Source organism: Priestia sp. TSO9, from assembly GCF_021029645.1.
Classification (GTDB): domain Bacteria; phylum Bacillota; class Bacilli; order Bacillales; family Bacillaceae_H; genus Priestia; species Priestia megaterium_E.
In genome coordinates this window covers 88,645-100,955 of the sequence record NZ_JAJEKD010000015.1, presented here as the reverse complement: position 1 = coordinate 100,955, position 12,311 = coordinate 88,645, and the positions used below count along the sequence as shown (strand labels likewise).

Sequence of the window (12,311 nt, the reverse complement as noted above, 5' to 3'; positions counted from 1 at the left end):
GAAATGAAAGCGCGTCCAAATTTAAAGATGTAAAAGAGTAAGAGGAGGAAACAGACGGTGACAAACTACAAACAAGTTGGAAATCTGAAAGTAGCTCCAGTTCTCTATCAATTTATCAATGAGGAAGCTCTTCCGGGCAGCGGCCTAAGTACAGAAAATTTTTGGTCTGATTTTGAAGCGTTAGTAACCGAGTTAACACCCGTAAATAAACGTTTGTTAGAAAAGCGTGATCAGCTGCAAGCTCAAATTAATGCGTGGCATCATGAAAACCCTGACGGTGACTTTAGCGAATACAAATCGTTTTTAACGAGAATTGGCTATTTAGAAGACAAGACAGAAGATTTTCTTATTGGTACAGAAGGAGTAGACAGCGAAATTGCCTATCAGGCAGGACCGCAGCTTGTTGTACCAGTAAATAACGCTCGGTACGCTATTAACGCTGCTAACGCACGCTGGGGAAGTCTCTATGATGCTCTTTACGGCACTGATGCAATCAGTGAAGAAAATGGAGCTTCGCGCACGAGTTCTTATAATCCAATTCGAGGAGAAAAAGTTATTGCGTTTGCGAAGAATTTTCTTGATGAAGTTCTTCCGCTCGTTCAGTCTTCTCATGCGGAAGTGGTTCAGTACAGCCTTGAAAATGGAAAGCTTGTCGCTCAATTAAACGATGGCAGTTTAACCGAATTACAGGAAGAAGAGAAATTTGCAGGGTATCAAGGAGAAGAAGAAAGCCCTGATGCTCTTTTATTCAAAAACAACGGTCTGCATTTTGAAGTTCAAATTGATCGTACGGATTCGATTGGTAAAACAGACGATGCGGGTGTAAAAGATATTTTAATGGAAGCAGCTCTTACGACGATTATGGACTGTGAAGATTCAGTAGCGGCAGTAGACGCAGAAGATAAAGTAGATGTTTACCGCAACTGGCTGGGATTAATGAAAGGTGATTTGACGTCTGCTTTTAAAAAAGGAAGTCAAAACATGACAAGGCGTTTAAATCCAGACCGTACTTATGTTTCTCCCGACAAGAAAAAGATTTCACTGTCTGGCCGTTCGCTTATGTTTGTTCGAAACGTTGGACATTTAATGACAAACAGCGCTGTTTTAGATCGAAACGGCAACGAAATCTATGAAGGTATTTTAGACAGCGTGATTACTAGTTTAATTGCCAAACACACCTTGCTTAAAAACGGTACGTATCAAAACTCTAAAAAGAGCTCTATCTATATCGTTAAACCGAAAATGCACGGCTCCAAAGAAGTGGCTTTTGCCAATACGTTATTTAATTCAATTGAAGATATGCTAGGGCTTGAGCGTCATACAATTAAAATTGGCGTAATGGACGAAGAGCGCCGCACGACGCTTAATTTAAAAGCGTGTATCAAAGAAGTAAAAGACCGAGTGGCTTTTATTAATACTGGATTCTTGGATCGAACAGGTGACGAAATTCATACCTCAATGGAAGCGGGCGCTGTTATCCGTAAAAATGATATGAAAGCGTCTAAATGGCTTCAAGGCTACGAGCAGTCTAATGTAAATGTAGGATTAGCAAGCGGATTCCAAGGCCGCGCTCAAATCGGAAAAGGAATGTGGGCAATGCCGGATATGATGGCGGAAATGCTTAAACAAAAAGTGGGGCATTTAAAAGCAGGAGCGAATACGGCATGGGTGCCTTCACCAACCGCAGCAACGCTTCATGCTCTTCACTATCATCAAATTGATGTAAGAGATGTTCAAAACGAATTGCTTACTCAGTCTGCTGATTTACAAGATGACATTTTGCAAATTCCTGTAGCAGAAAAACCAAATTGGAGCAAAGATGAAATTCAGCAGGAGCTCGACAACAACGCTCAAGGAATACTTGGTTATGTAGTAAGGTGGGTCGACCAAGGAGTAGGGTGCTCAAAAGTACCGGATATTAATAATGTAGGGCTAATGGAAGACCGGGCAACGCTTCGTATTTCCAGTCAGCACGTGGCTAACTGGCTTCATCATGGAATTTGTACAAAGGAACAAGTAACGGAAACGCTAAAGCGAATGGCAAAAGTAGTGGATCAACAAAATGAAAATGATCCTCTGTATCAGCCAATGGCACCGAACTACAGCGCATCCATTGCTTTTCAGGCAGCCTGCGATTTAGTATTTCAAGGCTATGATCAGCCAAACGGCTATACGGAGCCCATTTTACACCGCCGCCGTATCGAAGCAAAGGCAAAAGCAGCTATAAAACAGTAAAACAAACGGCCTGTCAGCATAGAGATGGCAGGCTGTACTTACACCTTCAGAATCTGACTATCTACTATTCTTATTAAAATTAAGCAAATGGGAAAAGGAGCTATGTTATGAAATTTGTAAGGTTCGCTGTACAAGATAGCCGTCATACAGGTGTTCTAAAAGAGGATACGATCAGCGTCATTAAAGGAAATATATTTGAGAAATGGGACTATACAGGGCAGACTTTTTCACCGAGTGAAGTAAGGCTTTTGGCTCCTTTAGAGCCAAATCAAATTATTGGAATAGGCGCAAATTATGCAGCTGCAAAGTCGGATCTGCCAGGAGAAATGCCTTCTATTCCTGTCTTCTTTTTTAAGCCCACATCCTCTGTGATCGGTCCAAACGAGGCCATTGTCATCCCAACCGCGATTAAGCACGTCAAGTTTGAATCCGAGCTTGCAGTTATTATTGGAAAAGAAGCGAAGAACATCGCAAAAGAAGACGTGCTGGACTATATATTTGGGTATACAATTGGAAACGATGTAACGGCTCCGGATTATTTTCATGAAGACGGGCACTGGACCATTGGAAAATCCTTTGATTCATTTACGCCTCTTGGCCCCGTAATCGAAACGGAGCTTGATTTTAAATCCATTCATGTAAAAGCGTTTTTAAATGGCGTTGAAAAACAAAATAGCTCGACAGATTTAATGATTATTTCCGTTGAGCAAATGATCGCTTACCTTTCTACTGTTATGACCCTTAAGCCGGGAGATGTGGTTTTAACAGGAAGTCCGGTCGGCGCGGAGCTGGTAAGCGCAAACGATGTCATTGAATGCACCATCCGAGAAATTGGAACTCTCCAAAATCCGTTTGCTGCAGAGAAAGAACGTGTAAACGTATAAGAGTGATACAAAATGCCCGGCAGTAACACGACACATAAAGGAGAGAAAAAAATGGAGAGAGAAAATATGGTGAAGTCTGTAAGCCGGGCGTTGGATATCGTCACAATTGTCAGCATGGAAAGAGAAGGGGTAGGCGTCACAGAAATTGCAAAGCAAATGGACATCAACAAAAGCTCCGTATACCGTATTCTAACTACCCTTGCTCAGTACGGTTATATTGAACAAGATCAAGAAACCGGGCGGTACAAGCTTGGGTATAAGTTTTTAGAAGTAAGTTCAAAACTTTTAGATTCTATTGATCTTCGAACGGAAGCAAAGCCGTTTTTGCAAGAACTTGAAAGTGAAACAAATGAAGTTATTCATCTTGTTGTCTACGATCAAGGTGAAGTAGTGTATATTGAAAAATTAGAAGGCAATCAGACGCTGCGCATGCATTCAAAAGTGGGGAAAAGAGCCCCTATGCACTGTACGTCTGTCGGTAAAGCTATCCTAGCTTTTTTACCGCTTAACACGGTAACAAGCATTCTTGAAAGAAAAGGCTTACCAGCTCATACCGATCACACCATTACAGATGAAGAAAGCTTTCTTCGAGAACTTTCAGAAGTGAAGCAAAAGGGATGCGCGCTCGATTTAGAAGAAAATGAATATGGAATTACCTGCATTGCAGCGCCTATTTTTGATCACCTTGGTCAAGTCGTTGCCGCAGTCAGCATTTCCGGTGCTACGATGCGTATGACAAATGAGCGATTAACGTATCTTCAGGAACGCATGGTTGATATAGGTAAGAACATTTCGGAGCGGCTCGGCTACAAAACTGAATCTGTGAAAGACAAAAGTTTGTTCTGATTCTTCGAGAACAAACTTTTGCTATATAATAATCTGTAAAATAACGTAATTATATTATGTAAACTATAGGCTATGATTTTTAATTGATGTTTTATTCATGATACAATGAAGTTGTTAGAATATATACGTAAAGGAGATAAATTATGGAACAGTTTGAGCGCAATATTGAAAAGTACGCCGAGCTGGCTGTAAAAGTCGGTGTAAACATTCAAAAAGGGCAAGTATTAAACATTAATGCCGATATTTCTTCCGCTGATTTTGTTCGTGAAATTGCGAAAAAAGCGTACGAAGCCGGAGCAAAGTCTGTTGATGTAGACTGGCATGACGATCATTTAGTTCGTTTGAAATATGAAAAAGCGGATGAATCTGTATTTAATGAATTTCCTGCTTGGAAAGCTCAAGCAAGAGAAGAGCTTGTGAAAAACGGAGGCGCTGTTTTATCTGTAATTTCAAGCGGTCCTGACTTACTAAAAGGAGTAGACGGCAAACGTATTGCTGCGTTCCAAAAAGTAAGCGGAAAAGCAATGAAAAAATTCCGTGAAGCGATCCAATCCGATAAAATCAGCTGGTCCATTGTAGCTGTTCCTTCAAAAGACTGGGCAGCTAAAGTATTTCCTGACGTTCCAGAAGAACAGCAGCAAGAAAAACTGTGGGAAGCTATTTTTAAATCCGTGCGCGTAGATCAAGAAGATCCAGTGGCCGCATGGGAAGAGCATAACGCTTCATTACATACAAAAGTAGACATTTTAAATGAAAAAAGATTTGCTAAGCTTCACTATAAAGCGCCAGGAACAGATTTAACAATTGAGCTTCCTGACAAACATATTTGGGTTGGCGCAGGCAGTGTTAATGAAGACGGCAACTCGTTCATGGCCAATATGCCAACAGAAGAAGTATTCACACTTCCGAAAAAAGACGGCGTAAATGGTCAAGTAACGAGCACAAAACCGCTTAGCTACGCAGGAAACTTAATTGAGAACTTCACGCTAACATTTGAAAATGGAAAAATTGTTGATGTAAAAGCAGAAGAAGGCGAAGAAACGTTAAAGCACCTAATTGAAACAGATGAAGGTGCCAAATACTTAGGAGAAGTAGCCTTAGTACCGCATCAATCGCCAATTTCTCAGTCAAATATCATTTTCTACAACACGCTGTTTGACGAAAATGCATCCAACCATTTAGCCATCGGCAGCTCGTACTCTTTCTGTCTAGAAGGCGGAAAAACTATGTCTAAAGAAGAGCTGTCACAAAACGGAGCAAACGACAGCATCACCCACGTTGACTTCATGATTGGCTCAGCTGAAATGGACATCGACGGCATCAAAGCTGACGGTACAAGCGAGCCTGTGTTTAGAAAAGGGAACTGGGCGTTTTGAATTAAATAAATAACAATAATAAAAGCTTCTGCGCTATATCCGCAGAAGCTTTTGTTATGAGCACTAAATTTCTGTAAAACTGAGATTTTATATATCTTACACGTAATTACGCTTTATAACAATACCATAGTCATTTTTAAGTCAGTACATCTGTATCAGAATCAGGAGCAAAGTTTGTAACTTCTAATACTATAGGAGAACCAACCAAAATGGTAGATCCTGCAGGAACAGTAATGGCTAAAGAACCAACACCTGCAGCTCCCGCTGTATAAGCTGAAACGCCAGCCATTTGTAAAACGCCGTTAATATACACATTATAGTAGCTGTTATCCGTAGCTAAAGCAGGGAGTTCAGTAGCAGCTGCACCCGTATCGCCAAAAAAGTCAGCGGCATCGATTGTTAAAGTGGCTGCACCCGTAGTTGTAGCAGTTGCTGTATAAAAGAAACGTGAGACGGTTGGGCTGACTGTTACAGTGGTAGTAGCGGCTATAGCGAGTTTCATAATTTGAAGAGGCATAAATGTGTTACCTCCTTTCATGTTCTATCCTTCAATATGTGCATTCGTTCCTTCTAAGGAATAGGTTTAGTGGCATAAATTTAATTCTTAAAGACTATAACTAAACTAAGTACATCTGTGAAGGAGATTTTTTCTTGAAGAAAAAATCTTACGGCTGCGATCAGTATGCATCCTCTTGTTCGACACCTTTTATTAAGCTTCCCGTGTTGCCTCAGCAGGAATTTAGGTATATATTCCTGAAAAAAGTTCGCATCTTTGAATACTATACGGTAGCCGGAGGCAGCAAGCGCATCTTTACAGATCAAGACGCGTTAAAAGAATACGGCACGCAGCATATATTGGATCCTGAGAACTATTCATACAGTAATTTATTTATCAACGGTGTGTTACAGCCTTCCTCCAATTACAGCGTCCAAAAAGGACTTCTTATGATTAACACAGAGGATATTCCTTTAGAAAAATCACCCGTGATTTTACAAATGATTAAAGTAATCTAACTTTCAACCACAGAATGCGAAGTACACATGCCTGCACATAAAAAAACAAGGTGAACGTTAGTCAGTTCCACCTTGCTGTGATTCTTCTTTTTTAACCGGAGCGTCACGCTTGAACATGTGATAGTAGGTAAACCCTAAGCATAGAGCGCCGGCGATTGAACAAAAATATTGCAAAAAACGGACGAAATCCATTGGAATGACCTCCCATTTTCAGTTTCGCTTCTAGTATGTACAGGGAAGTGAAATAATATGTGAAAAAGGGAGGTTTTTTCTTATAGTTCGTATGGTTCTTGGAGAGTAAGATAAGGCTGCTGATCTTCAAGACCAAGACGCTTATTTAATTGTCTTTTCATTAAATCATATTGGTAGATGAGGTGAAATTGATTTTTTTTCGGTGTTTCACAGCGAATGTATGTTTCTTGCCCGTTTTTGTCTGTGAAATGAATGGTTAGTTCACCGAAATAGCGTTGAACAGGAGCTCCGTGAAGGCCTTTTTCATTTTTGACAACCTTTGAAAATTCTGCTCGTTGAATACGGTTAAATGGAATAATAGCTACTTGATTGATAACAAGACGCTGATCGTACATGTCAATTTTAGATATGGAAATTTGATTAATCCCTTCTGCAAATTTAACATGTCCGTTTACAGAAACAAGCGGTTTGCGATCCTCAGGATCAACAGCGCCTTGAGGCCGCTTAATGACGTAGAAGCTAGCTACGCCAAGTGCTACGATACCAACCACAACAATAAGTGCAAACATCATTTTGCATTCCACCTCCTGAGTATAGATGTGTAATCTGAATTTAACAGCAAGCTGTTTCAGTTGCCATATTGCCTCAACAATGAGGATAGAGAAAAGCAGTTCGGCAGTTCATTATAAGTATATACATACGTTCGACAATATGGTGTGATATTCCTTCTTATTATGACTTTTTTACGACAAAATGGGCAAAACTCTTTTCGAAAATGAAGCAAATCAGTTACAATTTAAGGATAAGGTACCAAATTTCTTTTTTATCTCAAAAAAGTGCAGAAAAGCTTAAAAAATTCTAGGTATTTTCTCATATTTTTACTATTTTTATAGAATTTATCCCAATTTCTAATCCTTTATCGTGTATAATCTCTTGTGTGCAGCATGATATACATAAAGGTGTAAGGAGGCACAGTTCATTGTCTTTATCAGCAAAAAAGATATTATTATTAGTTTTAGTAGTTATATGTTTAGTGTTAGTTGTGATGCAATTCATAAATCGATCAGCAGAGCCCACTTCTGAACAGGCCCAAGAAACACTGAGTAAGCTTCCTGAACAAGAAACCGTTAAAGAAAAAGCAAAGGGCGACGAGGAAGCGCACAAATATCGAGTGTATTATATTACTATTGAAAAAATCGAAAATGGTACATACAGCGGAACAACAAAAGAAGGAACGGGCATTAAATTTTCCGATAAAAATTTAAATGAACCGATTCCAAGCAATTTGAAAAAAGGGGATATCGTTAAAGCATACTTTGATCTTGAATATAGCACGAAAGGTCTAGTCAAAGTAGAAAAGGTAGACGAGATGCCCGATGATGAAGAGAGCTCAAGTTAATTGAGCTCTTTTTTTGTATTTTACGAATGTGGTAAAATATTGAATATACAGTACGATATAGGGGGGAGAAGATGATAGCAGCCATTATAGTAGGAGCGGTAATTCTTTTAGCTTTGATTAGTAAAGGAATTGCAAAGTCGAGAGGATTTCGCTTGTACAAAGAGGAGCTTCCAGATGAGCTCGGCATACATAAAGATCAGGGGTTTGAAGATATTGTCCATTCACTAGAAGATTCTTTACACACAGCCTATGTTCAACAGGTGAAACAGCGTATGAAAGGGAAAAATACAAAAGCCGATGAAGTAGAATGGACGTTTTTTGAGATGAAGCGCTACTTTTTATTAAATGCAGTCATCAAAGACGTACCGATGTTTAGTGCAAAAGTGGATGAAGTATGGCATGAAATGATTATGTTTACAGTGGATTATGAACGTTTTACAGACCGTTTTTTCAACCGCTTTTTGCATCACCAGCCAAATGTAGAGACAATTCCATCCCCACAGCCGAATAAGCGAGCGTTCTTTGATTGGATGTATGCTCATTTGTTTGACATAACGGGTAACAGCCGACTGCTTTGGGGGAAATTTTTTCAGCATCCGCTTGATAAAAGTACGCTTCAAGATTTTCAAAGGTTATCAGAAGATGAATTACTAGATCGCTATTTTTTAAGAAACGGCAAGTGGGAAAAACAACAGAGGCACTTGATTCAAACATTAAAAGAAGAAATTAAGGATGCAAAAAAACGAATGAAATCCGAAGGATCGTCGTACTTTAAAAAAGCATTAACAAAAGGGAATGTATCAACCGAACTTCTTTTTCAAGGCTTTGTTTTTTATTCACTTTACGAAGCTACCGACTTTTCAAGACATATGAATGAACTGCTGCTATACAAAAAGACAATCTATGCGGGAGATACAGCCTCGTACAGCGGCTATAGCTGTTCAAGTCCATGGGAAGACAACCGTCATCATCACCACGACGGAGGTCACCATCATCATGACAGCGGCAGCAGCTCAAGCTGTTCAAGCTCTAGCTGCGGGAGCGGGTGCAGCAGCAGCTAGTACAGTGAAAAAACTCGTATAAAGCGAGTTTTTTTACTGCAAATGTAACAATGATAAAAAGGTTAACTGACAAGCAATGAAAAATTTGGTATAATCGTTACGTTTTTAAAAAGGAGAGACAGTGAAAATGAATATTTTATGGGACTTTGATGGAACCATCTTTGATACCTATCCGACTATTGTAAAAGCATTTAAAGAACTACTAACAGATCAAACAATCTCAGAAGATGATATTCTAAGACAAATGAAGGTTTCTTCTGACGTAGCAATTAAGCATTTCAATATTGAAAAGTCTTTGTTTGATAAACACTTCCATGTGGTCGAACAGAAAATCAACCCTAAAGATAAGCCTGCTTTTCCTCACGTAGAAGACGTACTGAGCTTTGCGGATACAAATGTAATTGTTACGCATAAATCTAGACAGTCTACTCTTGATATTCTTGCATTTTTTAATATGGAGCACTATTTTACGGAGATTATTACAAAGGATGATGGCTACAAACGAAAGCCTGATAGCGGCGCTTATGCATATCTTCACGATAAGTATCAGCTCGATTTAGTGATTGGAGATCGCGAGCTCGATTTAAAACCTGCTCGTGAACTGGGAATTAAAACATGTGCATTTCAAAATGACGATATTGAAGCAGATTATCACCTTACATCATATGATCAATTCTTTACAACGGTCGTAAATAAAAACTCGTGAAGCTATTCTTCACGAGTTTTTATTTGTTCAGGTGTATGTATTTCGGGAATTTCACCGAGCGTGTAGTTCGCTACTTTTGTAATGTTACTATTGGCAAAAAAGTAAAACTCTCCGTCAACTCCGCGAATTTTTGTCGTGCGCAATCCAATTTCTTCAACAGTTCCTTTTGTATCATTTATGGATACGTGATCTCCTACTGAGAATTGATCTTCAAACAGAATAAAAAAACCGTTTAAAATATCTTTAATTAAATTCTGTGCACCTAAGCCTGTAATAAACCCTGCTACGCTAATACCAGCTAAAAGTGCTTTCATATTAATTCCGATTGCTTCTAAAGATGTGATAAGTACAATAAAATACACGACGTACATGACAATGCTCAGACAAAGTTTTTTGAGCGTTATTTCTTTACGTTCATTGTACCTCAGCAGCTTAGTTTTAAATCTGAAATCAAAGATTTTATTAATTACACTACGAGCAAACCGGATGACAATTTGAGCAATGATAAAAATGAGGATAATCTTTATGATTACTTCACTAATGTCAATCCACTTACCGGTATTAAATAGAGTTTGCTGTATCCACTGTATGTATTTCATGACTAAGTCCCTTTCTTGCTTTATAAAATTTTCTCTACTGAATAGTATAATTTATTTTAAAAAATATACTACTAGAATTTATTAAGGTAAGTTTGAACGATTGTATGGTTTTATTTTAATTTAATTTATTTGTATCTGGTATATGTAATAAAAATTCCTTAATTTAGAAAAAGAGAAATCTTCAAGTATAGAGATTTTTAAAGCATTTCTTTATACAAAGATTAAATAAAAAATTATAGCAGATATTAGTATAGATCTTATTAGCAAACATTATATACAGATATTAAAGAAAGAAAAATCTTCTAAAAACACAATGATATCAAGGGTTAGAAAGAAAATAGCTTTTCAATAAATAACTGTGTGGAAAATAGACCTTTTTTGTGAACAGCATCCTTTAGCTAAAGGATGTTTTTTATCGTAGTAAATATGTAATATATTTTATTTACTATGTTTTTTCTCCTGCAATAGAGGGATTTTAAAATCAATGGTATGAAGATTGCTGTTAAAAGTATGAATTATTTCCACTGTGGATAAAAGTAGTTGTGTTAAAGAGTAAATAACCTGGAAATTATCGTTAATAAAAAAATAAAAGGGATGTTTTTATTAACAAAGAGGATGATATAACAGTCATTGAATATGTTTTCTTTCTTTTGTGGATAAGTATGAAGGTGTTTTTTTAGTAATATTCCGTAGTTATACACAAGAAATATCATTTATTTGAACTCATTACGTTTATATGGATAGGATAATGGAATTGGAGAGCTGCAAAAATGGGTGTTTGTTTGCGCTATTTGTATCAAAAAGAGAAGAGAAGGGAGATAAAATAAAAAAAAAAGCATGCCAAATAAGCCCCTTATGAAGCTGTAAGTTCGGCAGGGACTTGATCTTGAAGATTTTTTGAAAGCTCTTTTCGAATGAGCGTACGGATTTTTCCACCATAATTTTCAACGACTTGAGCGTCATGGCTGAAGAAGGCCTGTTCAATCAATGTATAAAGGGCAGACTTCACTCGTTCAATACCATATTCAAAAGAAAGCTGAACCAAATCAGCGATGTCTTCGTTTTGGAATGAAGACATAACAATTCCTGTAGAATCTGTGCTGTGTCCAGATAATTTTGCAAAAGTTTCTTCAATAGTACGTCGAATCGCCGCATTATATTGATCTTTCTTTTCTTGTTTTGACATCTTGCCATTTTTCGCTCCGTCTTTTAAAACAAAGAAAATAGTAGATCCTTGGACAACGGTTTTAAATGCGCTCGTCTGTGTTTCAGCTATCTTTTGCATCATACCTTTGTAGTGAGTATATTTCGGCGTAAAAATCTTATAGTCATTAAAGCTAATTTTTGAAGTGTTTTCTCCAGGATTAAACTGACGCTTAATCGTATCGTTGTCATAAACCAATTCTTTGCGCAGCTCTAAGCGAAGGGCGTTTACGTTTTCAATTAGAATAAGCTCTTCAAAGCGAGTATATTCTAATTCCATAAACCCAAAGCCGTGTTCTTCAAAATATTGAGGATAGGGAACAATACAAATATTGATTCCTTTGCCGCTGCGAGAATAGGAAATTAATTCTGTTTCTGCTAATACTACATTGTTGTTGCGAACTGTTCGAACTGTACAATTCAAAGCGGCTGCAATCTCTTTTTCAGAAACATCACAAATAATACCTCTTTCATCAACATGAAGGAAGTGATAAAAAATTAATTGTGAAATTTGAGATTTAGATAAACGGTGATGTTCTGCTACTGTTTTGATTGTAGGGTTCCCATGAGCGTCTAGGTCCATGTGATCTTCAATATCTTTATATTTTTCTACGGTGCTAGACAATTGGCGAATAATTTGTTTTCCAATTTTCGCAAATTCTTTTTTTATCATGAGAATCCCTCCAATCTATTTCATATCAACAATAATTTATTAGGGTAAAATAACAAAGAATACCTTGTGAAAATTATATCAATAAGAAACAGAATCGCAAACGAACGAGTAGTACGCTTAAAA

At 37.8% G+C, this 12,311-nt stretch carries 13 protein-coding genes; 8 read left to right on the top strand and 5 right to left on the bottom strand.

Translation table 11 applies throughout. The features are described 5' to 3' along the window. Nucleotides 1-57 precede the first annotated feature (57 nt). The 4 genes from LJC66_RS15235 to LJC66_RS15220 all read left to right on the top strand — a co-directional run bounded on the left by LJC66_RS15235 (nt 58) and on the right by LJC66_RS15220 (nt 5,341). The gene (locus LJC66_RS15235) at nt 58-2,235 is read left to right on the top strand and encodes a malate synthase G (RefSeq protein WP_230932934.1); all 2,178 of its coding nucleotides are present in this window, start codon (nt 58-60) and stop codon (nt 2,233-2,235) included. Nucleotides 2,236-2,342: 107 nt separating this feature from the next. Beyond that, on the top strand, nt 2,343-3,119 hold the full coding sequence (locus tag LJC66_RS15230) for a fumarylacetoacetate hydrolase family protein (RefSeq protein WP_195696688.1): 777 nt from the start codon (nt 2,343-2,345) through the stop codon (nt 3,117-3,119). A gap of 51 nt (nt 3,120-3,170) precedes the next feature. Then, nucleotides 3,171-3,965: an IclR family transcriptional regulator gene (locus LJC66_RS15225; protein ID WP_230932933.1), complete on the top strand. Its 795-nt coding sequence runs from the start codon at nt 3,171-3,173 to the stop codon at nt 3,963-3,965. A gap of 143 nt (nt 3,966-4,108) precedes the next feature. Then, nucleotides 4,109-5,341 carry an aminopeptidase gene (locus tag LJC66_RS15220; protein WP_025751295.1) on the top strand — a complete coding sequence of 411 codons (1,233 nt, stop codon included), beginning with the start codon at nt 4,109-4,111 and terminating at the stop codon, nt 5,339-5,341. A 136-nt stretch (nt 5,342-5,477) separates the two neighbouring features. On the opposite strand, the gene LJC66_RS15215 is transcribed toward LJC66_RS15220, so the two are convergent. Next, nucleotides 5,478-5,858 carry a DUF4183 domain-containing protein gene (locus LJC66_RS15215; RefSeq protein ID WP_230933713.1) on the bottom strand — a complete coding sequence of 127 codons (381 nt, stop codon included), beginning with the start codon at nt 5,856-5,858 and terminating at the stop codon, nt 5,478-5,480. A gap of 134 nt (nt 5,859-5,992) precedes the next feature. On the opposite strand from LJC66_RS15215, the gene LJC66_RS15210 reads away from it, so the two are divergent. Further along, entirely contained in the window at nt 5,993-6,355 is a 363-nt protein-coding gene (locus tag LJC66_RS15210) for a DUF4183 domain-containing protein (protein WP_230932932.1), read from the top strand. A gap of 57 nt (nt 6,356-6,412) precedes the next feature. On the opposite strand, the gene LJC66_RS27790 is transcribed toward LJC66_RS15210, so the two are convergent. Together LJC66_RS27790 and LJC66_RS15205 are read right to left on the bottom strand one after the other, a co-directional pair. Beyond that, nucleotides 6,413-6,547 (bottom strand): hypothetical protein, encoded by a 135-nt coding sequence (locus LJC66_RS27790; protein ID WP_013083673.1) that lies wholly within the window; start codon nt 6,545-6,547, stop codon nt 6,413-6,415. 80 nt (nt 6,548-6,627) lie between these two features. Further along, nucleotides 6,628-7,119 carry a hypothetical protein gene (locus LJC66_RS15205; protein WP_028409022.1) on the bottom strand — a complete coding sequence of 164 codons (492 nt, stop codon included), beginning with the start codon at nt 7,117-7,119 and terminating at the stop codon, nt 6,628-6,630. Between the two features lie 407 nt (nt 7,120-7,526). On the opposite strand from LJC66_RS15205, the gene LJC66_RS15200 reads away from it, so the two are divergent. From LJC66_RS15200 to LJC66_RS15190, 3 genes are all read left to right on the top strand, one after another. After that, nucleotides 7,527-7,946 carry a hypothetical protein gene (locus LJC66_RS15200; protein ID WP_097825133.1) on the top strand — a complete coding sequence of 140 codons (420 nt, stop codon included), beginning with the start codon at nt 7,527-7,529 and terminating at the stop codon, nt 7,944-7,946. Between the two features lie 71 nt (nt 7,947-8,017). After that, entirely contained in the window at nt 8,018-9,007 is a 990-nt protein-coding gene (locus LJC66_RS15195) for a glycine-rich domain-containing protein (RefSeq protein ID WP_230932931.1), read from the top strand. Between the two features lie 127 nt (nt 9,008-9,134). After that, nucleotides 9,135-9,713, top strand: a complete 579-nt coding sequence (locus tag LJC66_RS15190; RefSeq protein ID WP_230932930.1) for an HAD-IA family hydrolase — start codon at nt 9,135-9,137, stop codon at nt 9,711-9,713. 2 nt (nt 9,714-9,715) lie between these two features. On the opposite strand, the gene LJC66_RS15185 is transcribed toward LJC66_RS15190, so the two are convergent. Together LJC66_RS15185 and LJC66_RS15180 are read right to left on the bottom strand one after the other, a co-directional pair. Next, the gene (locus tag LJC66_RS15185; RefSeq protein ID WP_014459595.1) at nt 9,716-10,312 is read right to left on the bottom strand and encodes a mechanosensitive ion channel family protein; all 597 of its coding nucleotides are present in this window, start codon (nt 10,310-10,312) and stop codon (nt 9,716-9,718) included. Between the two features lie 853 nt (nt 10,313-11,165). Then, on the bottom strand, nt 11,166-12,188 hold the full coding sequence (locus LJC66_RS15180; protein ID WP_195696692.1) for a hypothetical protein: 1,023 nt from the start codon (nt 12,186-12,188) through the stop codon (nt 11,166-11,168). Nucleotides 12,189-12,311: the final 123 nt, after the last annotated feature.

Coding starts and splice junctions, on each gene's coding strand:
- LJC66_RS15230 (WP_195696688.1), top strand. CDS start 2,343: ATGAAATTTGTAAGGTTCGCTGTACAAGATAGCCGTCATACAGGTGTT.
- LJC66_RS15225 (WP_230932933.1), top strand. CDS start 3,171: ATGGAGAGAGAAAATATGGTGAAGTCTGTAAGCCGGGCGTTGGATATC.
- LJC66_RS15220 (WP_025751295.1), top strand. CDS start 4,109: ATGGAACAGTTTGAGCGCAATATTGAAAAGTACGCCGAGCTGGCTGTA.
- LJC66_RS15215 (WP_230933713.1), bottom strand. CDS start 5,858: ATGCCTCTTCAAATTATGAAACTCGCTATAGCCGCTACTACCACTGTA.
- LJC66_RS27790 (WP_013083673.1), bottom strand. CDS start 6,547: ATGGATTTCGTCCGTTTTTTGCAATATTTTTGTTCAATCGCCGGCGCT.
- LJC66_RS15205 (WP_028409022.1), bottom strand. CDS start 7,119: ATGATGTTTGCACTTATTGTTGTGGTTGGTATCGTAGCACTTGGCGTA.
- LJC66_RS15195 (WP_230932931.1), top strand. CDS start 8,018: ATGATAGCAGCCATTATAGTAGGAGCGGTAATTCTTTTAGCTTTGATT.
- LJC66_RS15190 (WP_230932930.1), top strand. CDS start 9,135: ATGAATATTTTATGGGACTTTGATGGAACCATCTTTGATACCTATCCG.
- LJC66_RS15185 (WP_014459595.1), bottom strand. CDS start 10,312: ATGAAATACATACAGTGGATACAGCAAACTCTATTTAATACCGGTAAG.
- LJC66_RS15180 (WP_195696692.1), bottom strand. CDS start 12,188: ATGATAAAAAAAGAATTTGCGAAAATTGGAAAACAAATTATTCGCCAA.